The sequence below is a fragment of the Neptuniibacter sp. UBA6509 genome, from assembly GCA_002435145.1.
In the GTDB taxonomy this organism is placed as follows: domain Bacteria; phylum Pseudomonadota; class Gammaproteobacteria; order Pseudomonadales; family Balneatricaceae; genus Neptuniibacter.
This window is the reverse complement of the sequence record DJLT01000119.1, coordinates 29,570-53,187: the sequence shown is the minus strand read 5'-3', so window position 1 is coordinate 53,187 and position 23,618 is coordinate 29,570. Positions and strand designations below refer to the sequence as shown.

Annotated in this window: 23 protein-coding genes; 14 read left to right on the top strand and 9 right to left on the bottom strand. The window is 43.2% G+C overall.

The window, feature by feature from the left end; translation table 11 throughout:
• Positions 1 to 42: 42 nt before the first annotated feature.
• Together B4K11_RS15725 and B4K11_RS15720 are read right to left on the bottom strand one after the other, a co-directional pair.
• Complete coding sequence (locus B4K11_RS15725) at positions 43 to 798, bottom strand: type 1 glutamine amidotransferase (RefSeq protein ID WP_292954817.1); 756 nt, start codon at positions 796 to 798, stop codon at positions 43 to 45.
• Between the two features lie 30 nt (positions 799 to 828).
• Complete coding sequence (locus tag B4K11_RS15720; RefSeq protein WP_292954820.1) at positions 829 to 1,827, bottom strand: patatin-like phospholipase family protein; 999 nt, start codon at positions 1,825 to 1,827, stop codon at positions 829 to 831.
• 156 nt (positions 1,828 to 1,983) lie between these two features.
• Here B4K11_RS15720 and ilvY point away from each other — a divergent pair, with 156 nt between their 5' ends.
• Positions 1,984 to 2,862, top strand: coding sequence for an HTH-type transcriptional activator IlvY (gene ilvY / locus B4K11_RS15715; RefSeq protein ID WP_292954823.1), 879 nt, complete (start codon positions 1,984 to 1,986; stop codon positions 2,860 to 2,862).
• A 4-nt stretch (positions 2,863 to 2,866) separates the two neighbouring features.
• Here ilvY and B4K11_RS15710 read toward each other — a convergent pair whose 3' ends face one another.
• On the bottom strand, positions 2,867 to 3,688 hold the full coding sequence (locus B4K11_RS15710) for a sterol desaturase family protein (RefSeq protein WP_292954826.1): 822 nt from the start codon (positions 3,686 to 3,688) through the stop codon (positions 2,867 to 2,869).
• Positions 3,688 to 4,086 carry an acyl-CoA thioesterase gene (locus B4K11_RS15705; RefSeq protein WP_292954829.1) on the bottom strand — a complete coding sequence of 133 codons (399 nt, stop codon included), beginning with the start codon at positions 4,084 to 4,086 and terminating at the stop codon, positions 3,688 to 3,690. The genes B4K11_RS15710 and B4K11_RS15705 overlap by 1 nt, the downstream gene beginning before the upstream one ends.
• A 247-nt stretch (positions 4,087 to 4,333) precedes the next feature.
• Here B4K11_RS15705 and B4K11_RS15700 point away from each other — a divergent pair, with 247 nt between their 5' ends.
• The 3 genes from B4K11_RS15700 (at position 4,334) to B4K11_RS15690 (ending at position 7,161) form a co-directional block, all read left to right on the top strand.
• A complete protein-coding gene (locus tag B4K11_RS15700) occupies positions 4,334 to 5,893 on the top strand; it encodes a methyl-accepting chemotaxis protein (protein WP_292954832.1) in 1,560 nt (519 codons plus the stop codon).
• Entirely contained in the window at positions 5,883 to 6,353 is a 471-nt protein-coding gene (locus tag B4K11_RS15695) for a GFA family protein (protein WP_292954835.1), read from the top strand. The genes B4K11_RS15700 and B4K11_RS15695 overlap by 11 nt, the downstream gene beginning before the upstream one ends.
• Before the next feature lie 70 nt (positions 6,354 to 6,423).
• The gene (locus B4K11_RS15690) at positions 6,424 to 7,161 is read left to right on the top strand and encodes a DUF1223 domain-containing protein (protein WP_292959460.1); all 738 of its coding nucleotides are present in this window, start codon (positions 6,424 to 6,426) and stop codon (positions 7,159 to 7,161) included.
• Positions 7,162 to 7,230: 69 nt separating this feature from the next.
• On the opposite strand, the gene B4K11_RS15685 is transcribed toward B4K11_RS15690, so the two are convergent.
• Positions 7,231 to 7,902: a Bax inhibitor-1/YccA family protein gene (locus B4K11_RS15685; RefSeq protein WP_292954841.1), complete on the bottom strand. Its 672-nt coding sequence runs from the start codon at positions 7,900 to 7,902 to the stop codon at positions 7,231 to 7,233.
• Between the two features lie 136 nt (positions 7,903 to 8,038).
• Here B4K11_RS15685 and nhaR point away from each other — a divergent pair, with 136 nt between their 5' ends.
• The gene (nhaR, locus tag B4K11_RS15680) at positions 8,039 to 8,938 is read left to right on the top strand and encodes a transcriptional activator NhaR (RefSeq protein WP_292954844.1); all 900 of its coding nucleotides are present in this window, start codon (positions 8,039 to 8,041) and stop codon (positions 8,936 to 8,938) included.
• Between the two features lie 46 nt (positions 8,939 to 8,984).
• Here the strand turns inward: nhaR and fba are convergent, their stop codons facing one another.
• The 4 genes from fba to tkt form a co-directional block, all read right to left on the bottom strand.
• Positions 8,985 to 10,049 (bottom strand): class II fructose-bisphosphate aldolase, encoded by a 1,065-nt coding sequence (fba, locus tag B4K11_RS15675; protein WP_292954847.1) that lies wholly within the window; start codon positions 10,047 to 10,049, stop codon positions 8,985 to 8,987.
• A gap of 86 nt (positions 10,050 to 10,135) precedes the next feature.
• A complete protein-coding gene (locus B4K11_RS15670) occupies positions 10,136 to 11,299 on the bottom strand; it encodes a phosphoglycerate kinase (protein WP_292954850.1) in 1,164 nt (387 codons plus the stop codon).
• 79 nt (positions 11,300 to 11,378) lie between these two features.
• The gene (locus B4K11_RS15665; protein ID WP_292954853.1) at positions 11,379 to 12,407 is read right to left on the bottom strand and encodes a type I glyceraldehyde-3-phosphate dehydrogenase; all 1,029 of its coding nucleotides are present in this window, start codon (positions 12,405 to 12,407) and stop codon (positions 11,379 to 11,381) included.
• A 79-nt stretch (positions 12,408 to 12,486) separates the two neighbouring features.
• Positions 12,487 to 14,481 carry a transketolase gene (gene tkt / locus B4K11_RS15660; RefSeq protein ID WP_292954856.1) on the bottom strand — a complete coding sequence of 665 codons (1,995 nt, stop codon included), beginning with the start codon at positions 14,479 to 14,481 and terminating at the stop codon, positions 12,487 to 12,489.
• 314 nt (positions 14,482 to 14,795) lie between these two features.
• Between tkt and metK the strand changes: the two genes are divergently transcribed.
• The 9 genes from metK (at position 14,796) to B4K11_RS15615 (ending at position 23,615) form a co-directional block, all read left to right on the top strand.
• Positions 14,796 to 15,986: a methionine adenosyltransferase gene (metK, locus tag B4K11_RS15655; RefSeq protein ID WP_292954859.1), complete on the top strand. Its 1,191-nt coding sequence runs from the start codon at positions 14,796 to 14,798 to the stop codon at positions 15,984 to 15,986.
• Positions 15,987 to 16,099: 113 nt separating this feature from the next.
• On the top strand, positions 16,100 to 18,229 hold the full coding sequence (locus B4K11_RS15650; RefSeq protein WP_348703167.1) for an EAL domain-containing protein: 2,130 nt from the start codon (positions 16,100 to 16,102) through the stop codon (positions 18,227 to 18,229).
• A gap of 40 nt (positions 18,230 to 18,269) precedes the next feature.
• Positions 18,270 to 18,998 carry a 16S rRNA (uracil(1498)-N(3))-methyltransferase gene (locus B4K11_RS15645; RefSeq protein WP_292954865.1) on the top strand — a complete coding sequence of 243 codons (729 nt, stop codon included), beginning with the start codon at positions 18,270 to 18,272 and terminating at the stop codon, positions 18,996 to 18,998.
• A gap of 66 nt (positions 18,999 to 19,064) precedes the next feature.
• Complete coding sequence (gene gshB / locus B4K11_RS15640; RefSeq protein ID WP_292954868.1) at positions 19,065 to 20,012, top strand: glutathione synthase; 948 nt, start codon at positions 19,065 to 19,067, stop codon at positions 20,010 to 20,012.
• Between the two features lie 49 nt (positions 20,013 to 20,061).
• Positions 20,062 to 21,006 carry an energy transducer TonB gene (locus B4K11_RS15635; RefSeq protein WP_292954871.1) on the top strand — a complete coding sequence of 315 codons (945 nt, stop codon included), beginning with the start codon at positions 20,062 to 20,064 and terminating at the stop codon, positions 21,004 to 21,006.
• Between the two features lie 35 nt (positions 21,007 to 21,041).
• Complete coding sequence (locus B4K11_RS15630) at positions 21,042 to 21,614, top strand: YqgE/AlgH family protein (protein WP_292954874.1); 573 nt, start codon at positions 21,042 to 21,044, stop codon at positions 21,612 to 21,614.
• 15 nt (positions 21,615 to 21,629) lie between these two features.
• On the top strand, positions 21,630 to 22,106 hold the full coding sequence (gene ruvX, locus B4K11_RS15625) for a Holliday junction resolvase RuvX (protein ID WP_292954877.1): 477 nt from the start codon (positions 21,630 to 21,632) through the stop codon (positions 22,104 to 22,106).
• The gene (gene pyrR / locus B4K11_RS15620; protein WP_292954880.1) at positions 22,087 to 22,602 is read left to right on the top strand and encodes a bifunctional pyr operon transcriptional regulator/uracil phosphoribosyltransferase PyrR; all 516 of its coding nucleotides are present in this window, start codon (positions 22,087 to 22,089) and stop codon (positions 22,600 to 22,602) included. Before ruvX ends, pyrR begins: the two co-directional genes overlap by 20 nt.
• An 8-nt stretch (positions 22,603 to 22,610) precedes the next feature.
• Positions 22,611 to 23,615, top strand: coding sequence for an aspartate carbamoyltransferase catalytic subunit (locus tag B4K11_RS15615; protein WP_292954883.1), 1,005 nt, complete (start codon positions 22,611 to 22,613; stop codon positions 23,613 to 23,615).
• Positions 23,616 to 23,618 lie beyond the last annotated feature (3 nt).

The window sequence follows — 23,618 nt, the reverse complement described above, 5'->3', positions numbered from 1 at the left end:
CTACTGCGCACTGCGCTAGGAAGCTATTTTCATCAAAAAAATTCAACTTTCAAGGTGCTCTTGATCAATTAGAATCCGCTGAACAAACTTTCCTAACAGAGCATTAGATTGCGGTGTTTCCTCAGCAGTAGCAAGCACTAACTCTAGGTGATTATCATTTTCAGTATATTTATTTTTGTAGAACGTTAATCGCTCCACCAAGGTTTTTTTATCAACCTCTGGATGAAACTGAAATCCCCAAAAAGGCTTCCCTTCCACTTTAAATGCATGGATACACTGGTCGGTGTACGCCAGAGATATACAAGATTTAGGTAATCTTGCTGCGTACTGTTTATGTACGGAGACGGCGTAGAAGTTATCCGGAGTGTCTCGAAAGATGGAGTCTTGCCATACACTATATTCTAGCGAAATAGGCACTGTACCCATTTCATAATCATTCTCTTTATGCTGAATTTCGCCACCGAGTGCTAAAACAGCTAATTGAAATCCAAAACAAGATGCAAACACCGGCTTAGCCTGTTCTGCACAATGGGCTAATAATAACTGGCAATCCATCACAAACGGATACTTCTCAGGCATTAGAACATTTGCATCACTGGCACCACCGACAAGTAGGCCATCATATTCATCTGCTACGTACTCAGAGAAATTCGGTGTCTCAAATACGTTTAACACATCTATTTGCTCTATATTCACATCACAGAAACGCGCGAAGCTTGCCAGTTCCTCATTACAAACTTGCTCATCATTGCGTATTTGAAGCAATAGGAGCTTCAACATATGACGCTTTGTTGCCATCTATACACCCTATATAATAAAACTGGTTATCTATAAAAAAAGTGACTTAAGATCACAAGTCGAGCGCTGTCCGATATCTCGCCAGTTACTGTCGATCCAATGCTCTGCTTTCAAGCGTCCAAAGGCTTTCAATTCCTGCAGAAATGCCTGACGAGTATCGTATTTACTTGACTGCTCCAATGAAGATAACACCTCATCTGATTCAATCAAATGAAAGCGTAGGCGCCTAAAGCGTCGTTCTATTCCACTTAACGCAAAATACTGCTCTTTCGCTTGCTCTACGGTATAGCTAATTGCACGCATCTCACGTAAAAAAGTACTATGGAAACCTAATTCAGTTATGCGCTGATTAATAGCATGTGAGCTAGTCGGTAACTCCCTTCCTTGTATTGGCTGTAATAAAACCATCAAAATATCATCTTCATGACAGTCATAGATGAGAGGATAAACCGCTGGATTTCCCGAAAAGCCACCATCCCAATAGTGCTTTCCATCGATTTCTATTGCCTGATGCAATGTAGGTAAACACGCAGAAGCTAAAGCGTGCTCTACTGTTAATTCATGCTCTCGAAACAATCTGATTTTGCCACTGGCAACATCTGTGGCAGCAATAAATAACTTAATAGCATTACTTTCTCTAAGCGCTTCAAAATCAACAATCTCATCAAGTAAGTAACGTAATGGGTTTATATCCAATGGGTTCAGGTCATAGGGAGATATGTAACGTAAAACATCCATTACCCAACCTGTCATAGAGGTCACTTGCGCATCAGGAAGTTGTGATCCAAGCAACTCTGAAGGTGAGTTCAGAGACACCTCTAACCAAAACTTATCTAATAATGCCTTGGCGCCTAGAGCTCCTCCATTTTGCCACCCCTGAGCTAAGAGAATTGCATTCATAGCGCCTGCACTTGTTCCTGAAATCGCCTTAGGTTTAAAATCCTCTTCTAATAGACGATCTAATACACCCCAAGCAAATGCACCATGAGCCCCGCCACCTTGTAATGCTAAGTTCAATGATTTAGCCATCCTAAGCCCCCATTAAGTTATTGTGCACTGCACAACACTAGCATAACAAAACACAAAAGCTGTATAAAAAACACACAATTAATAATTTAAAACGCCAAGATCCCGATAATCAGCATAAACCATGACTTATATTTCGTTATACGCAATAATAGATAGATGGATATCAAACAACTACGCCAGTTCATTCAATTAGCTGACACCCTGCACTTTGGCCGTGCAAGCGAAGCTTCTCATATCAGCCCGTCAGCTCTAAGTCGCAGCATCAAACAGCTTGAAGAGGAAGCTGGCTCTTGCTTATTTGAAAGAGATAACAGAAGCGTAGCTTTAACGCCTGAAGGAGAGATTTTTTTAACCTATGCACGCGACTCTCTTGCTCAATGGGACACTTTACGCACCCAGCTGATGGAACGGACCGGTGAACTGCAAGGTGAAATCAGCATGTATTGCTCAGTCACTGCTAGCTACAGCTTCCTATTTAATATATTGAGTGAATTCAGACGAAACTATCCAAAAATCGAAATCAAACTCCATACAGGAGATCCTGATCCAGCCATTAACCGCGTTATTTCAGGTGATGAAGATTTTGCAATTGCAGCAAAACCCGATACATTGCCTACAGGCTTGGCCTTCAAAAGCATTGCACTCTCCCCTTTACTCTTTATCGCACCTAAACAAGGAATCGAGGGTAAGCACTCAACTTTACCTATACTCGATGACAAAACACCCATGATTTTGTCAGAAGAGGGGGTCGCACGAAAACGAGTCGATCGCTGGTTTAAAGAACAAAACTGCAAGCCTTTAATTTACGCTCAAGTAGCAGGCAACGAGGCGATTGTTAGTATGGTCAGTCTAGGTTTCGGAGTGGGTGTTGTACCGAAAATAGTCTTAGAAAATAGTCCGCTTGCGAATACAGTCGAAGTCCTAGATATAACGCCATCACTCAAACCTTATGAGGTAGGCATCGTTACTTTAGAAAAGAAACTAAAAAGCCCTCTCATTAGGGCTTTCTGGGCACAACTCAAATCGGAACTGTAAAAAATCATTTTGAAGGACGTTTAAACGGTAGGATTAACATACCCCTAAGTGAACAAATAGACTCTGGGGCTTGTAATTCAGTTAAACCGATCTTCATTCCTAGCTGCCCATCTTCCGGGTAAGGCCTGTAGGTTTTAAAAATCCGATCCCAGCAAGACAAAGAAAAACCATAATTACTATCTGTTTCATACCTTTTCTGCGAATGATGAACTCGGTGCATATCAGGGGTTACAAATAGAATACGAACAAACTTATCCACAAGAGTAGGTAAACTAATATTACTATGATTGAACATTGCAGATCCGTTTAACAATATCTCAAACACTATCACTGCAACCGCTGAAGGACCCAATGCAACAATGGCCAGCATCTTAATCAGCATCGATAGAATGATTTCGATCGGATGAAAGCGTGCCCCCGTCGTTACATCATAATCAGGGTCCGCATGATGAACCTTATGCAGCGCCCATAATATCGGAACTTTATGGAACAACACATGTTGAGCGTAAATCAAAAAATCTAATAGAATGACAGCTACGAAAACACTAATCACCAACGGCAGTTCAAATTGATTCAATAACCCATACCCTTGCCGCTCCATTGAGAGAGCAACACCCGCTGCCGCAACAGGGAAGAGAAGCCTGAGTATCAAACTATTAACAAACACTAATGCCAGATTATTACGCCATCGATACCAACGCGAATAGTGCAACTCGCGACAAGGTTTAAGCCCTTCCCAAGTCGCCATCAAACATAAGATGCCAAAGAAAAAAAACAAGCGCACACTCAATTCATTTTCTAATAACCAAGCATCCCAGCTAAGCATTAATCTACAGCCCCTATCATCGTCTCTATCTCCGGCAGAATAAAAGGCCTGCCTCTCTCATTCAGAGCGGTACCAATAACAAGTGCCTGCAATGCAACCTTTCCATCACTTAGTCGAATCACCTCTTGCCTAAAACCAAATTTCACTTTGCTCACACGCTCAACAGATACGCGAACTTCAAAACGATCACCACTTGTAAGTGACTGCTTATAATCCATCTCAGAACGCACCACGACTAAATGAATTTTTTTAGCCGTCAACTCCGCAAAATCAATTCCTTGCGCCAACAGATACTCATGACGAGCATGTTCCAAATAATTAAAATAAACACCATTATTAACAATACCTTGCAGATCACATTCGTAATCACGTACCTTAAATTCTAGACAAAATGACATCTGCTACCCCTAAATTATTACTATTTAACTATTCACAGAGCTTCAACAAAACATAAATATATAAATATTTTCACATTATGGAGCCTTTATTCTATTTTCTTGTAAGCGAAATAAGTAAAAAACAGCTATAACTATTATCTATATCAGGGAAACGATACTGTTTAATGTGCAAACTTACGTTTTTCCCAACTGTTCATTTATTACATTTATACAATATTCGCCTAGCTGACAATTAAGGACTTAATCTATGAAAAAAATGCCGGTCACTGGACGTGAAGTTATTTTGCCTGAAGGCCAACGAATTATATCAACAACAGACCTTAAAGGCCGTATCACCTACGTCAACCAAGTATTTTGTGACATATCGGGGTTTGTAGAAGAGGAACTTATAGGCAAAGCACATAATATTGTCCGCCATCCCGATGTCCCGCCTGCTGCATTTGGCAACCTATGGGATTCCTTAAAAGGTGATCAAGCTTGGCGAGGCATTGTAAAGAATCGCTGCAAAAACGGAGATCACTATTGGGTTGACGCATATGTCACCCCTCTTTATGAAAAAGGCCAAAAAGTAGGCTATCAATCTGTACGCTTTAAACCCAGTGCGGCTCAAGTTGCCAAAGCAGAAGTAATTTACGCAGTCGCTAATGCAGGTAAAGCGGGCAAGGCTTTGAAGCTTAGATCCACCAGTTCACAAACCTTAATGCTTTTTGCCCTTATCTGCATACTTAGCTTAGTAGGAGCATGGACTGCAGGCGCTAGCTTAACTGTACTAGGAATTGTGGCTGCAACAGAAGTACTTCTATCAGGTTTACTGTTTCGCCTTATTTCGCCTATTAACGAACTCTCTTCACGAGCGAGATCTAGATTCAGCAACCCCCTTATCCAATTAATGTATTGCCCACGCCAAGATGAATTTGGTGAAGTTGATCTTGCTCTACAGATGAATGAAGCACGTAATACAACCGTTCTTACCCGTTTAGGCGATGTAAGCCACACAATAGATCAAGCCATTAATGTAACAGAAAGCGCTATTCGCCAAACAAACGAAGGCATCAGTCAGCAAGATAAAGAGAGTGATATGGTAGCGGCAGCCGTTCACCAAATGGCCTGCGCTTCACAAGAAATTGCAGGCAATACCAATGACATGTCGACGAAAACCCAAGAGGCAAGACAAACCTCTGAAGAGGGAAGAGAATCCCTATTTAATACAATCAATCACATAAAAGACCTATCCTCAGAAGTTAAAGCCGCCACAGAAGCAACGACTGAACTTAAACAACACACGGATACAATCGGAAATGTTGTCACTGTTATCAATGAGATTGCAGAACAAACTAACCTATTAGCCCTTAATGCAGCGATTGAAGCAGCAAGAGCAGGTGATTCAGGGCGAGGGTTTGCCGTTGTAGCGGATGAAGTACGTACACTTGCAACACGTACTCAAAATTCAACTCAAGAGATCGAAGCTTCAATTGACCGAGTTCAATCGGCGGTGAGTAAAACCGTACAGATAATGGAACAAAGCAGGGACCATGCACAACAAAGTGTTGAAGTCGCTAATGATGCAGATGAAGCTTTCCAAAAATTGCAAAATTCAATGAATGATATTTCTGATCGCTGTATACAAGTCGCAAGCAGCTCTGAGGAACAATCATCTGTTGTCGATGAGATACAAGCAAACATTGTTGCAATCCGAGATTTAGCCCGCCGTAATAGCGAAGCCTCTGACGAAACAGCTGCCGCGAGCCAAGAACTGCATGAGCTGGTTAAACAACTGGATTCAATGGTCGCAGCCTTTGACAGATAAAAAAAACAGGGCGATACCTGAACAAGAAAACTATCATGGGAGCTGTTTATGCGACAGCGTTCATTATGAGATTCGCCCTCCCTACTTTACTTTTCAATATTGTCACTGCTCCCGCTGCCGAAAAGCAACGGGAAGCTCACATGCCAGCAATATAATTTTACCTCCAAAACAGTTTAGCTGGACACAAGGGGAAAACCTGGTCGCGCGTTATGAACCCGCATCTAGCAAACACTTCGCAACATCATTTTGCAAAAACTGCGGTTCGACACTGCCTTGGTTAGCCAAAACTGGCAAGGCTATTGTCATTCCAGCAGGAACCCTAGATGAGCACCCAAATATAACACCAAAACAGAATATATTTTGGGCAAGCCGTGCTCCATGGTTTGAATTACCACACAAACTCAAGGCCTTCCCGACCTTACCGGGGAAAAGTAACGCCTGTTTATTGGACGATGATTAATCTCTATTCTCTAAAAGTAATGAACTCTTCAAACATGTACGAGTCCTAAAAAGATCCATAGGAGTACATGATGAACTGTCGAATAGCACAAACTCTCACATTGCTTGGCTCATTATCTCTAGCATTACCCACTTTTGCAGATCAAGTTTTCCAGCATCAAGGCAAGCCTCCTCAGCTAATTGAGCTATACACATCAGAGGGTTGCTCTAGCTGCCCACCAGCAGATCAGTTTTTAGGAAACTTCTTAAATAACCCAAACTTATGGACTGATTTTGTACCTTTAGCTTTTCATGTCGATTATTGGGATTACTTGGGTTGGAAAGACCCTTTTGCTCAAACTAAATTTAAAGAACAGCAATACAATTACCGACGTAATGGAAATATTAAAAGTGTATACACGCCAGGATGGTTAGTGGATGGAAAGGAATGGAGAGGTTTTTTTCAAAGCCGAAAACTCCCTACTAATACACAAAAAAATGGAGGCCTTCTTCAGGCAACCCTTAGCAATAAGATTAAAAATCAAGAACTGAAAGTAAGTTACCAGCCACCTCAAGAACAACATAAATTGACCGCTCACGTTGCCGTAATAGGTTTTGATCAATACAGTGAAGTAACTGCGGGGGAAAATCGTGGACGAAGTTTTTTGCATCAATTTGTTGTTCTTCACCACCAAAGCAAACAACAAGAAAGCTATGACTGGCAGTTCACACTTCCATCATTACAAGAGAAGCAGCGCTATGCCCTCGCCGTATGGATCACAACAGCTAATAAAGCCCCACTTCAAGCGACTGCTAATTGGATAGAATAAAAAAAGGCGACTAAATTAGTCGCCTATAAAAGCCCACAAGGGGTTATCACAAGTGCATAGCTAAATGATTCAGTCCTCGCCTCCTAGAAACCCTAGAAGGTGTAATAAGCTGGTAAATAAATTGTAGATTGATACATAAAGCGACACCGTTGCCATGATGTAATTAGTCTCGCCACCGTGAAGGATATTGCTGGTTTCATAAAGAATGAAACCAGACATCAGCACAACAAACATCGCTGAAATGGCTAAAGATAGTGCAGGAATTTGAAAAAATATGGCTGCCAAACTACCCACAACACCTAAGATAAGGCCGACCATCAAGAACCCACCCATAAAACTAAAATTCTTCTTGGTCGTTAGTACGTAAGCGGATAAAGATAGAAAGATAATCCCTGTCATGGCAAAGGCATTCATGACGATGGAGGTGCCACCCGGCATAGCTAAGTAATGCCCAACGATTGGCCCTAGCGTGTACCCCATAAACCCAGTCAGTGCGAACACAGATGGAAGAGCCCAAATACTATTTCTCAACTTAGCCGTTAAGAAATACAATCCGATAAAGCCAACTAAAGAGATGATGATGCCGGGGTGAGGTAGCTGCAATAGTAAAGAACCAGCAGCAGTCATAGCACTAAACAGCAGAGTCAGGGATAACAATGCATAGGTATTGCGTAGTACTTTATTTGACTCGAGCGCCGATGATTGCGACCGAGCAGCTGTTGAATTCATAGATGTTTGCATAACACCTCTCCTAAGATAAAAAACAAACAAAAAGCCTAAGCGGCTTTCCGACACCAACAGCACAAAATTTAACCGCCTTTCAAAATTAACTAAAGTCGATTATTCTTAACTAAAGAATCGCTTTTTACGAGCTTATATGATTAATTACAAACATCTACATTATTTCTGGATGGTTGCTAAAGAAGGCAGCATTGTCGCAGCAGCCGAACGCTTAAATGTTACCCCGCATACGATAAGTGCTCAGTTAAGCTTATTGGATGATTACCTTGGCTGCTCTCTGTTCACAAAAGTGGGTCGCCAATTAGAACTGACGGAAACAGGCCATATGGTCCTGAGCTATGCCAGCGATATTTTTTCATTGGGTGGCGAGTTAGAGGAGCGCGTTCGCAACTTAGATAAAGTACGGCCGCTTGTGTTCAAGGTGGGCGTCGTAGATGTTGTTCCTAAATCCATCGCCTATCACCTACTTACACCGGCCATTGACGACCTGAATAATGTCCGAATGATCTGTCATGAAGGCGATATTAATGAGTTACTCGCCGAACTCGCACTTCATCGGCTTGATCTAGTGATTTCCGAATCACCCATCCCTTCCGATGTCAGCGTTAATGGTTTTAGCCATAGCTTAGGGCGCTGTGGAAGTAGCTTTCTTGCTCATCCAGACGTTGTGGATAAGTTATCAGGAGAGTTTCCGCACAACCTAAATGGCGGCCCAATGCTACTCCCTGGCGAAACAACCGTTGTTCGCCGTCAATTATTGCAGTGGTTCAATAAAAACCGAATCCACCCTAGAGTGGTAGGAGAGTTCGATGACAGTGCTCTGATTAAGGCATTTGCGAATGCTGGAAAGGGTATTATGGTCGCTCCAACCCCCATTAAAGATGAAGTCGCTCGCCAGATGAATTTAATCCACCTTGGCGATACAAATGAAATTATCAATAATTTCTATGCTATATCCATTGAGCGGAAGATATCTCATACAGCCGTTGAGAAAATAACAACCTCGGCAAGAGATTGGCTAGATGGGTCAGTCTAAACAAAAAAGCCGCCAAAAATGGCGGCTTTTTTAAGAAACAATCGTATTAAACGATTTTAGGATCCAAAGAACCTGTTTCATATTGATCAGCCATATCTTCTAAAGAGATCGCTGTCATTTTAGATGCATTACCTTCAGTACCGAACGCTTCATAACGCGCGATACAGATATCAGTCATCGCTTCCATCGTTTTCTTCAGGTACTTACGTGGGTCAAACTCAGCCGGGTTTTCAGCAAGGAATTTGCGGATCGCGCCAGTTGATGCCAAACGTAGATCAGTATCAATGTTCACTTTACGAACACCGTACTTAATACCTTCTACGATCTGCTCAACCGGAACACCGTAAGTTTCTGGGATTTCACCACCAAACTCATTGATGATAGCCAACCACTCCTGAGGAACCGAAGATGAGCCGTGCATCACTAAGTGGGTACCAGGGATTCGATCATGGATCGCTTTGATACGATCAATCGCTAAAATGTCGTCTGTAGGTGGGCGTGTGAATTTGTAAGCACCATGAGAAGTACCACAAGCAATCGCCAATGCATCTACACCGGTCTTCTTAACAAAATCAGCTGCTTCATCTGGGTTAGTTAACATCTGCTCTTGTGACAAGATACCTTCTGCACCAACGCCATCTTCTTCACCCGCCTGACCTGTTTCTAATGAACCTAAGCAACCAAGTTCTCCTTCAACAGAAACACCACATGCATGAGCCATTTCAACCGTACGACGCGTAACGTCTACGTTGTACTCATAGCTTGATGGTGTCTTGCCATCGGACATCAATGAACCATCCATCATGACAGATGAAAAGCCCATAGCGATTGAACGCTGGCAGATCGCAGGGGACGTACCGTGATCCTGATGCATACAAACAGGGATATGAGGAAATTCAGCAATCGCTGCTTCGATCATATGACGCAGGAAGTTAGAACCTGCATATTTACGTGCACCTGCAGATGCCTGAACAATCACTGGAGAGTTTGTTTTGTTTGCGGCTTCCATAATAGCCCGCATCTGTTCCAGATTGTTCACATTGAAGGCTGGAATGCCGTAGTTATATTCAGCAGCATGATCCAGCAGTTGACGCATGGAAATTAAAGCCATTTTGTCACCCTTAAAATAATCGTTAACTTTGCCTTACGGCATGAGATGGGCGCAGTGTAGCACCCATCACCCATTAATCCTTAGAATTATGAATTCTTTGCTTCTAATGCAGCAACAGCAGGTAAAACTTTACCTTCAACGAATTCAAGAAACGCACCGCCACCTGTTGAGATGTAAGATACCTTATCAGCGATATCGTACTTATCAACTGCAGCCAACGTATCTCCGCCACCCGCAATAGAGAAACCTTGGTTATCCGCAATAGCAAGAGACAGTGTTTTAGTACCTTCGCCAAACTGATCGAACTCGAAAACACCCACAGGGCCGTTCCAAATAATGGTGCCGGCATCTTTCAATAGCGTAGCTAGTTGTTGTGCAGATTGAGGCCCAATGTCCAAAATCATGTCATCTTCAGCAACATCATCAACCAACTTAATAGTAGCTTCTGCAGTTTCTGAAAAGTCAGTCGCTACAACCACATCTACAGGCAGTGGAATAGATGCTTTTTCCATTAATGCTTGCGCAACAGGAATCAGATCATGTTCGCATAATGACTTACCTACAGGTTTACCCGCCGCAGCTAAGAATGTATTTGCGATACCACCACCGACAATAAGCTGATCCACGCTATCAGACAATGCTGTAAGCACTTCCAACTTTGTAGACACTTTAGATCCACCCACGATCGCTGCTAATGGACGTGCAGGCTTATCTAATGCCTTACCTAACGCATCAAGCTCTCCCGCAAGAAGAGGTCCAGCACAGGCTACAGGTGCAAATTTAGCAACACCATGAGTCGACGCTTGTGCTCGATGAGCTGTACCAAAAGCATCCATTACATAAACGTCACAAAGTGCTGCCATCTGTTTAGACAACGCTTCATTATCTTTTTTCTCGCCGACATTGAAACGTACATTTTCAAGTAAAACCAATTCGCCTTCAGCAACGTCAAAACCGCCGTCTAACCACTCTTTTATAAGCGGCACTTCACGATTTAGTAATTGCCCTAAGTGGTTTGCAACCGGCAGTAGAGAGAACTCTTCGTTATACTCACCTTCCGTTGGACGACCTAGGTGAGACATAATCATCACCTTAGCTCCTGCTTCTAACGCCAGTTTAATGGTTGGCAAAGATGCACGAATACGCGCATCTGATGTTACTTCACCGTTTTTCACTGGTACATTTAGGTCTTCTCGGATCAATACACGTTTACCGCGAAGATCCAGTTCACTCATTTTCAGTACGCTCATTGACGTGCCCTACTTATGTTTTCAAATTAAAATTTAAAGAATTCTGTACTCAAGAAGCTGACTAAATCCCCAGCTTCTTCTATTTATTCTGTTTCTGCTCCAACCAATACAGAGCAACATCTAGCATGCGATTAGCAAAGCCCCATTCATTATCAAACCAACAAACGACTTTAACTAAGTTGCCTTCAGATACCTTTGTCTGCGTTCCATCAACCACGGCTGAACGAGAATCGCGGTTAAAGTCTACCGAAGCATGGGGTTCCTCGGTATAACCTAATAGTCCTTTTAAGGCGCCTTCCTGTGCAGCTCTTTGCAATAGACGATTAATCTCTTCAACTGTCGTTTCCTTCTCCACATTAATTGACATATCCATCATAGATACATTAATTGTGGGTACTCGCACATGCGTACATTGAAACTTCCCTTCTAGATGAGGCAATAGACGATCAATACCTTTATCTAACCCGGTATCAACCGGCACTATAGAGTGCATCGCGCTACGTGTCAGACGCAGATCCGTCTGATGATAGCTATCAATAACCGGCTGATCATTCATCGCCGAATGGATAGTCGTCGTGACACCGCTGATAATGCCCAGCTCTCTATCCAAAAGGTCTAATACGGGAATAACGCAATTCGTTGTGCAGGAAGCAGCTGAGACAACTTTATGTTCTGCTTTTAAAAGTGTCTCATTTAAGCCAAAAACAATCGTTGAATCGACCTCAGGCGTTGCAGGCTGAGAAAATAGCAGCCTTTTTGCACCTTGCTCTATATGAAGGTCAGCCTGTTCTCTTGAATTAAACGAGCCTGAACATTCAAAGATAAGGTCGATATCTAACTCGCCCCACGGCAACGCATTGATATCAGGCTCACTAATCACCTGAATATCATCACCATTAATCAGTAATCGACTTCCATCATGCTCTACTGGCACAGGAAAACGACCATGTGTGGTGTCATATCGCGTTAAATAGGTGACGGTTTCAAGATCTGAAAGCTCGTTAATAGCCACTACCCGAAACTGGTCCTGTAGACCATTTTCATAGATCGCACGTAAAACACTTTGACCTATACGGCCATAGCCGTTAATAGCAACCCGGTAACTCAATCTATTTAACCATCATCTATTTGCAATTAAAGATACTATTCATTAGGTGCCTAGCTAGACTAGACACCTAATGACGATCTTAAAGTACGGACTTCACAGTGCTAACAACATTTTCAGTTGTAAAGCCAAAGTGCTTGAACAAATCGCCAGCCGGTGCAGATTCACCGAAAGAACGCATGCCCACAATTGCCCCATTCAAACCTACATACTTGTACCAGAAATCAGCTTGCAGTGCTTCGACAGCAACACGCGCAGTCACAGCAGCAGGTAGAACCGATTCACGGTACTCTGCAGATTGCTGATCAAAAACGCCAGTTTCAGGCATAGAAACAACACGTACTTTAGTGCCTTCAGCTGTTAGAACATCAGCCGCATCCATTGCCAAACCAACTTCCGAACCTGTAGCAATAAGAATGGCATCTGGCTGGCCATCAGTATCTCGAAGGATATAACCACCTTTTGCGATATTCGCTAGCTGATCAGCACTACGCTGCTGATGAGGTAAACCCTGACGAGAGAATACCATTGCCGTAGGCCCATCAGTACGCTCAAGCGCAGCTTTCCAAGCAACCGCTGATTCAACAGCATCACATGGACGCCAGCAGCTCATATTTGGCGTGTGGCGCAAGTTTGAAACTTGTTCAACTGGCTGATGGGTAGGACCATCTTCACCTAGACCAATAGAGTCATGGGTATAAACATGAATCGCACGCTGCTTCATTAGAGCAGCCATACGTAGAGCATTACGCGCATATTCCATAAATACTAGGAATGTTGCACCGTAAGGAATGAAACCGCCATGAAGGGCAATACCATTCATAATGGCTGACATACCAAACTCACGTACACCGTAGAAAAGATAGTTACCAGAAGCATCATCTGCTGTAACACCCTTACAGTCTGACCATAACGTCAAGTTAGAACCCGCAAGGTCAGCAGAACCACCTAGCAATTCAGGTAGCATTGGACCGTATGCGTTCAATGCATTCTGGGATGCTTTACGAGAAGCAATCGTCTCGCCTTTCTCGTTGATTTCATTAATCCAAGCATCCGCTTTTTCAGCAAAATCTGCAGGTAGATCACCAGAGATACGGCGTAAAAGCTCTGCAGCTTCTTCAGGGAATTCAGCACGGTAAGCAGCGAAACGGTCGTTCCACTCATTTTCAGCATGAACACCCGCTTCTTTAGCATCCCAATCAGATGCAATCTCTTCAGGAATTTCAAAAGCAGGATGAGTCCAGCCTAAACGCTCACGCGTTAGTGCGATTTCATCATCACCTAGTGGAGCACCGTGGCAATCTTCTTTACCTTCTTTATTTGGCGAACCAAAACCAATCACTGTTTTACAGCAGATGAGTGTAGGTTGATCCGTATTTTCCTGCGCCTGTGTAATTGCAGCACGAATCTGATCAGCATCATGACCATCAACCGCTGGAATAACCTGCCAGCCGTAAGATTCAAAACGCTTAACGTTATCGTCGGTATACCAACCTTCAACTTCACCGTCGATTGAGATGCCATTGTCATCCCAAAACGCGATCAACTTACCTAGACCTAGCGTACCCGCTAAAGAACAAGCTTCATGGGAGATACCTTCCATCAAACAACCATCGCCCATAAATACATACGTATTATGATCAACGATGTTGTGCCCCTCACGGTTGAACTGTGCAGCTAACGTTTTTTCAGCAATTGCAAAACCTACAGCATTAGTTACACCCTGCCCCAGAGGGCCTGTTGTTGTTTCAACACCTGGGCAGTAACCATATTCAGGATGACCTGCAGTTTTAGAATGCAGTTGACGGAAACTCTTTAGATCTTCAATAGAAACATCATAACCGGTCAAATGAAGTAGGCTATAGATCAACATAGAGCCATGTCCGTTAGACAGGATAAAACGGTCACGATCAAACCACTGAGGGTTAGATGGGTTATGTGTCATGAAATCGTTCCATAACACTTCGGCGATATCCGCCATACCCATAGGGGCACCCGGGTGACCAGATTTTGCTTTCTGTACGGCATCCATGCTCAGCGCGCGAATCGCGTTGGCAAGTTCTCTACGAGAAGACATTAACTAAGCTCCTGGGCAGATGGCCCAAATTGAAGATTCAGGAAAATTTGGGCGCAATTTTCTCCCAGATAGCGATTCGCATCAAATAAGAATTGGCATTTATCGCTAAAAATGAGTGATTTTCATGCAAAAAGTTAAAATTCTCACCTTAATAGTGCGCTATTGATATGCATTTAACGAAAGTCGCGAGTAGAATACGCCCTTAATTTTTTAGATTGCTCATCCCTGCTAAACTTTTACCCACCATTTACACGTAAATTTAGTGTCAATACGAGCATAACCAGATCATTTGTTCACAATAAGGTATTAAAACCATGAGCGAATACAGCTTATTTACTTCAGAGTCCGTTTCCGAAGGTCACCCGGACAAAATTGCTGACCAGATTTCAGATGCCGTACTTGACGCAATCATTGCTGAAGACAAGTATGCGCGCGTAGCTTGTGAAACGATGGTAAAAACCGGCGTTGCCGTTGTATCAGGTGAAATTAGCACCTCCGCTTGGGTCGATCTCGAAGATCTAGTTCGTAAAGTGATTTGTGATATAGGCTATACATCTTCTGACGTTGGCTACGACGGTGATACTTGTGGTGTTATCAACATTATCGGCAAACAATCGATCGACATTGCTCAAGGTGTTGATCGTTCCAAGCCAGAAGATCAAGGTGCAGGCGACCAGGGTTTAATGTTTGGCTACGCCTCTAACGAAACTGACGTCCTAATGCCTGCACCTATTACATATGCTCATCGTTTGGTTGAACGTCAAGCAGAAGCACGCAAATCAGGTTTATTACCTTGGTTACGTCCGGATGCTAAATCGCAGTTAACTTTCCGTTACGAAAACGGTAAACCGGTTGCTGTAGATGCGCTTGTTCTTTCGACGCAACATAACCCAGAAGTATCCCAAGCAGATCTTCGTGAAGCGGTTATGGAATTGATTGTTAAACACGTTATTCCTGCTGAATGGATCACGAAAGAGACTAAATTCCATATCAACCCAACTGGCAATTTTGTGATCGGCGGCCCTGTGGGTGATTGTGGTCTAACGGGTCGTAAGATTATCGTTGATACATACGGCGGTATGGCACGTCACGGTGGTGGAGCATTCTCAGGTAAAGATCCATCAAAAGTTGACCGTTCAGCTGCTTACGCGGGTCGCTATGTAGCCAAGAACATTGTTGCTGCGGGCTTAGCTGATCGCTGTGAGATTCAAATCTCTTATGCGATAGGAGTTGCACAGCCTACCTCAGTTGCTATCAATACATTTGGAACGGGTAAGATTTCCGACGAAAAAATAATTCAATTGGTTAACGAACATTTTGACCTACGCCCATATGCGATTACAACGATGCTTGATCTATTGCATCCGATGTATCAAGCGACAGCAGCTTATGGTCACTTCGGACGTAACCCATTTGAAATGGAACACAAAGGCGAAACTTTTACCGCCTTCACTTGGGAAAGAACGGACAAAGCCGAAGCTTTACGCCAATCAGCAGGAATTTAACTCTTCCATTACCCGTTATTCGTTAATAAAAAAGCACCTTATGGTGCTTTTTTATTGCCTCTAAGTTGTTATCTGTCAATAATGTGAATCCTATTCAGCTATTGTTAAAAAACATGTCTCTAAGCAATTTTAGTATCAGACAAAAACTAATTGGTCTTGTGTGCCTCCTAACCTTAGGCATTATCACAACATCTTGCTTAGCTTTTTATTTTTCTTATCAAGACACTTTGGCTGGAAAAAAAGAACAAATTCGCAGCGTTATTCAATCAGCTAGTTCACAAGTCCAACTGTTGCGTCAAAAAAACAGTTCCTACGAAATTACTGATGACGAATACCAAGAACGGCTACATGATCTGATTTATGGAACATCCTATGCTGAAGATGGCTACATTTACCTTATTCAACAGGAAACACGTATATCCCTACATCCCAAGCGCCCAGATTTAGAGGGCACTTACTTAGAAAATATCGATAACTCAGCGAACATTGAGCAGATGATTAAAGGTTTCATGCAAGTGAAGCTTAACCCTGACAAAGCTCATTACTGGTTATTTCGCTGGCCCAAGCCTGATGGCGGTCCAGCCATTGAAAAGCTAACCTATGCTCAACTCGTTCCAGATTCAGATCTAATCATTGGTACAGGGATCTATTTAGACGACCTAACCCCTTTGTATACCCAAAGAGCATTAAGCTATGTTGCGATTACCCTCGTAGTGCTATTAGCAGCGCTCAGTGCTGCTCTTTTAATTTCAAAAAATATCGTCCGCCCCATCATCTCTCTTTCCTCTCATATGAAGAGGTTATCTAATGAGGATTTTGATCAAACCATTGAGTTTACTGATCATAAAGATGAGATTGGACAGATGGCTAGGACGCTTGAACTCTTTAGAGAGCACCTTATAGAAAATAAGCGCCTGCGCCACATCCAAGAACATGTACAGTTTTTAGAAAGATTTGATCCAGTAACGAGGCTATACAATCGCCGATCTATGGGAGAGTCTTTAGAGCGTGAAATTATTCGTAACTTTGAAAGCCAAGAGAAAGTTTATTTTCTTTTCATTCGCTTAGATCTACTAAGAAATTTGACCATTGAATTGGGCGATGAGCAACGAGATCAAATCTTAGTAGAAACGGCAAACCGCTTACGTAATTTATTATCCCTGAACCACCGATTAGCCAAGCTTTCTGAAGGTTGTTTTGGCCTCATGCTAATCAATAAGCCTCACGATATTGAAATTGATACGCTTATCGATTCGATCCTAGATTCGATTGTGCAACCGATACAACTTGACCATATTCAGGTGCAAATTGTTGCCCGCATTGGTGTTACCTCTTTCCCCGAAGATGGAGACCAGCAATTTGAACTCATAGGGCGAGCAGAAATTGCAGCAAAAACAGCACGAAAACATGAACAGAGCTGGCTGTATTTCAATCGTATCAAAGGACAACAAACGGAACCCAAAATGGAACTATGGCAAGATCTATCTACCGCGATGGATCAGGATCAGTTCTATCTCGTATTCCAGCCCCTATTTGATTTAAACAAAAACACACCTCTTTCTGCTGAAACCTTATTACGCTGGAATCACCCTGAGTTAGGCCCTATATCCCCAGCAGTTTTTGTACCTTTAGCAGAAAAAAGCGGTTTAATTTCTCGTTTAGATAACTGGGTATTAAATGCAGTCGCTAAACAATGTCGTCAATGGATAGACCAAGGAATCAGCTTCCCTCGTGTCGCTATCAACCTTTCGGGTATCAGCTTTTTAAGAAACGAATTTGAGACTAAAATTTATGAGATTTTTGAACGCTATGCAGTACCTCTTCATTACATAGAACTAGAGCTCACGGAGGGCGTCCTGATTGAGGATTTAGCTCGAATTCAAGATAAGCTAAAACGCGTTAGGGAGACCGGCATTAGTATATCAATTGATGATTTCGGGACGGGGTATTCATCCCTAAGCCGCATCAAAAATTTACCGGTTGATCATATTAAAATTGATAAATCATTTATCGATGATCTTGATACAAACAATCAAGATCTTAAAATTGTGCAAGCAATCATATTAATGGCACAAGGGCTACACCTAAAAGTAGTGGCGGAAGGGGTGGAAACAGAACATCAACTTTCCATACTACGCGAGGCCAAATGCGATATTGTGCAAGGTTACCTTCTTAGCCGCCCGCTTTCTGTAATAGATTATGAAGCTCTTCTCGATGAAGACCTCATTATTGAAGGCGAATAAGCAATCATGACTTACAATCGCCACCGAATTAAAGAACATTATGAGAATACCTAGATTTTACGAAGCTCAAGCATTAGCAGAAGGTCTAGAAATAGATTTAAGCGATAATGTTGTTCAACACGTTTCGCGCGCTTTACGCATGAAGGCCGGTGAAGAGATCATTCTCTTCAATGGTGATAGCTTTGACTATAAAGTCATACTTACCCAAGTAGAAAAAAGAGCGGCTAAATGCATTGTTAAAGAAGCACTAATCAGCCAATCGGAAAGCCCTTTAAAAGTATCTATCGGGCAAAGTCTATCGCGTGGCGAACGCATGGACTTTGCCGTTCAAAAGAGCACTGAGATGGGTGTGCAGCATATTACACCGTTATTTTCTGAGCGCTGCGAAGTAAAGCTCCCCAAAGAGAGACAAGAAAAGCGTATTAATCATTGGAAGCAGATCTCTATCAGTGCATGTGAACAATGCGGCAGAACATCCCCCCCTGACATTTTTCCACCCTCTTCTTTGGAAAATTGGCTAAGCTCACAACAAGCTGAACTAAAACTGGTTTTACATCATCACAGTGAGCAACCTTTACAAGAGATCGCTCAGCCTTGCTCTGTTGCGCTATTAATCGGCCCGGAGGGTGGATTAACTGAAGACGAAGTGGAACTTGCAGTAAGCTATGGGTTCAAACCTTTAGCACTGGGACCCAGAGTTATGCGCACAGAGACGGCTCCGGTCGCCGCACTAACGCTATTGAACTATCTTTGGGGCGACTTAAAATAAGTATATTTTAAGTTATTTATCATTTATCAAACTGTTGCGAACAGCAACGAATAGGACTGAATAAAAATGGCAATTAAGCTAGGCATCGTGATGGACCCCATTGATGATATCGCATTTAAAAAAGATAGCTCGTTAGCCATGCTTTGGGCGGCCCAACAAAAGGGTTGGGAGCTATGGTACATGGAGCAACAAGACCTTTTTTCCCTAAACGGTAAAGCTCAAGCGAAAATGGCCCCTTTATCTGTTGCGATGAATGAAGACGACTGGTTTACACGTGATGAGTACCAAACCCGAGACCTGTCTGACCTTGATGTCATTTTAATGCGCAAAGACCCTCCTTTTGACAATGAGTTTATCTACACCACCTACCTTCTGGAACAAGCAGAAAAAGAGGGTACTTTAATAGTCAATAAGCCTCAGAGCCTCAGGGACTACAATGAGAAACTTTTCGCGACTCACTTCCCTGAATGTTGTCCACCGGTCCTAGTAAGCAAGCATGAAGACTTACTACGTGAATTCCATAAAGAGCAAGGCGACGTAATATTTAAGCCACTTGATGGTATGGGGGGCTCCCAGATCTATAGAATCAAAGAGGATGGGCTAAATTTAGGTGTCATCATTGAGACACTGACCAATCATGGCCAGCAAACAATCATGGCACAGAAATACATCCCTGAAATCGTCGATGGGGATAAGCGCATTTTGATGATTGATGGCGAACCTGTTCCTTATGGCCTAGCTCGCATTCCGACCAACGGAGAGACTCGTGGCAACTTAGCCGCAGGCGGCAGAGGTGAAGGTAGAGAGCTTACTGATCGAGAATATTGGATCTGTGAGCAAATAGCTCCTACCCTAAAAGCTAAAGGGTTATTATTTGTAGGACTTGATGTTATCGGTGATTATTTAACCGAGATCAATGTGACAAGCCCAACCTGTATTCGTGAAATTGACAATCAATATGGGCTCGACATTGGTATGCAATTAATGGACGCTATCGAAGCTAAACTTCATTAAGATAGATCAGCGTTCATCCTAATATCATTTAGATAGGGCTATATAAAGAGTGAATACCATTGCGACACAAACCGTCTCAGCTGTAGAGCGCTTCGGTTTCACTCTATTTTTTGCCACAGCACTGCACGCCGTTGCCATTATAGGTATTACTTTTAGCTCAGAAATGGAACGCCCTCCGCAAAAGACAATAGAGATCACACTTGCTCAGCACCAGCAAAAAGAAGCCCCCCTGAACGCGGACTTCATTGCACAAGCCAATCAAACCGGTAGCGGCCAAAGCAGCAAAAAGCATCTCCCTGCGACGAACCAGCAAGCGGCGTTTCAAGACAAGAAAATCAAACCGCAAGCGGCTCAAACAACAACGATAGCCACAGCGACACCCAAACCAATACCAGAATTAGATCGACCACCAAAACCATCCACGAAAAAAAATGATAGTAATAGCGATGGGAAGCTGAACAAAAAAATCGTAACGACAACAGCAACAAAAAATCAAAAATCGATTTCATCGCCAAAAAAGCAAAAAGAAAAAACCGTCACAGCACCTGCAGGCAGTTCGACATCACTGCTAGCGCGCAGTTTGGATATTGCTAGCCTACAAGCGGAAATAGACAACCACCGTGAACTAAGAGCCAAGCAACCCCGGGTTACACGACTCACTTCTGCCTCAACTCAAAAACGTGAAGATGCTCTTTATCTAGACAACTGGCGAAAGAAGATTGAAACCATAGGCAACCTTCATTATCCAGAAGAAGCTAGGCGCAAGAAAATGTATGGCAGCCTTCGCTTATTAGTCGCCATCAAGCCTGATGGCTCAGTTAAAACTATTGAAATTTTAGAATCTTCCGGACGAACGGTTCTTGATGATGCCGCTATCCGAATTGTTCGACTCGGAGCACCCTTCCAACCGTTCCCTGTTGAGATGAGAAAAAGTACAGATATTCTTGAGATTATTAGGACCTGGAAGTTTGAGAAAAGAGCCTATGTAGACTAATCCTTAATACAGTGCATTTAATATAGGCCACTGTTATGACGCCATCATTTTCCTGTTTGCGTAATCACTTCCTCATATCTATGCCGCATCTTCACGACCAAAATTTTTCACAAACGGTCACTTACCTATGTGATCACAGCGAATACGGTGCAATGGGGCTTGTTGTTAATCGTCCCGTAGGCATTGCGCTATCCGAACTCTGTGATCACCTAAACCTACCCTGCTCATCAGTCGCTAATCAACAACAAGAGATTTATAGCGGCGGCCCAATTCACGGCGATCGAGGCTATGTATTACATAAGGCCATTTCACCAATAGAATGGCCATCAAGCCATTGTATTGCTGATGATATTTACATCACCACCTCAATCGATGCGATAGAAGCAGCCGCTGAAGGCCACTTTAATCACAACTATTTAATTGCGCTTGGCTGCGCATGCTGGAGCCCCGGCCAACTAGAACAAGAGATGGCTGACAATGTATGGTTAAGCTGTCTCGCAAATTCAGATATACTCTTCGGCATTCCGGCTGGAGATCGTTTACAGGCAGCCGCTTCCACTTTGGGTGTCAACCTTGATCTGCTCACCGCCCACACCGGACATGCTTAAGAGTTATAGTAATTAATGAGCGATACAGTTAAACAAGCCTTGGCTTTTGACTTTGGTACATCCCGAATAGGCATCGCCTCCGGGCAATCTATCACCGGCACCGCAACTCCATTAGAGCCCATTAAGGCACGCGATGGAATTCCAAATTGGGATCAATTAGGAAAAATCATTTCTGAATGGCAACCTGACGCTCTTATTGTGGGAATCCCTCTCAATTACGATGGCACGATTAGTGACATGGCACACCGTGCTCGCAAGTTTGCCAATCGTTTAAATGAGCGGTATAAAACTCCTTGTTTCCTAATGGATGAGCGACTTTCTACTGCAGAAGCTAAAGAGATACACTTTGCAGCAGGAGGAAGTGACAACTTCAAAGAAGAATCTGTCGATGGAATCGCAGCTCAACTCATACTCGAAAGTTGGTTTAACTGCGATATCCGAATCCCTAGCCACACACGATTGGAAGATGTATATGAGCTCAAACACACCTAACGCAACAGAGCTTTTAGCTAAGACGCAACAAGAGCTTAATGCACTTATTGCCGAAGGAAACCGCCCCAACCCTTTAATGGTAGGTATACATACGGGAGGGGCATGGCTAGCAGAACATCTCTATAATGAGCTATCCATAGATAGCCCATTAGGCTCATTGGACATCTCGTTTCACCGTGATGATTTTGACCAAAGCGGCCTAAACCCAAAAGTCCAACCATCTAATTTGCCATGCTCCACTGAAGGCCGGCATATATTCCTTGTTGATGATGTCATTATGACTGGCAGAACCATCAGAGCCGCAATGAATGAGCTTTTTGATTATGGTCGCCCAGCCTCCATAACCCTCATTGCTCTACTTGATCTGCAGCAAAGAGAGCTGCCAGTACAAGCTGATATTGTAGGCGGAACCTTATCTATCTCTCCAGATCAAACTGTAAAACTTACTGGTCCAGCGCCTCTAGCACTGGAAATCCGAAACAGATCAGAAGATTGAGTACTATCATGTTCGAACAAACTGATCCTAGTCAGGTCCAGCTCACACCCAACGGTGAGCTCAAGCATTTCATAACAACAGAACACCTTAGCCGTGAGATTCTAACTGAGATTTTAGATACGGCAGATTCATTCGTAGATATGAGTGCCAAGCAGGTCAAAAAAGTGCCTTTGCTACGCGGTAAAACCGTTGTTAACCTTTTCTTTGAAGCCAGTACGCGAACACTATCCACTTTTGAATTAGCCGCTAAACGCTTATCTGCAGATGTGCTAAACCTCAACATTAGCACCTCTTCCACCTCCAAAGGTGAAACACTAAAAGATACGCTTATGACGTTACATGCGATGCATTCAGATATGTTTGTCGTACGTCACTCAAGCAGTGGCGCCGCGCACTTTATTGCTGAGCATGTCACCCCTGACGTCGCAGTCATCAATGCAGGTGATGGACGCCACGCCCATCCAACGCAAGCAATGCTAGACATGCTGACCATCCGACAAGCCAAAGGCGAGTTTGCACCCTTATCCGTTGCGATTGTTGGCGACATATTGCATTCGCGCGTAGCCCGCTCACAAATTCATGCACTGCGCACACTGGGGGTTACAGATATTCGCGTTATCGCTCCGAATACCCTACTACCAAGTCATATCGAGAGTTTAGGGGTTAAGGTCTATACCAACATGCAGCAAGGCATCAAAGATGTTGATGTTGTAATGATGCTCCGCCTACAAAAAGAGCGAATGAATAGTGCACTTCTCCCTAGTGAGAGTGAGTTTTATAGGCTCTACGGCCTCACTATGGATAAATTAGCATTAGCTAAGCCTGATGCTATCGTCATGCACCCTGGCCCAATTAATAGGGGCGTAGAGATTGCTTCATCTGTAGCTGACTGCGAACGATCACTTATTCTAGATCAAGTTACAAACGGCATCGCTGTTCGAATGGCCGTTATGTCTATGGCAATGAGTGGACAAGCTAAAAGTCGCCCAATTTTGACTGGCGAGGAACTATAAGAA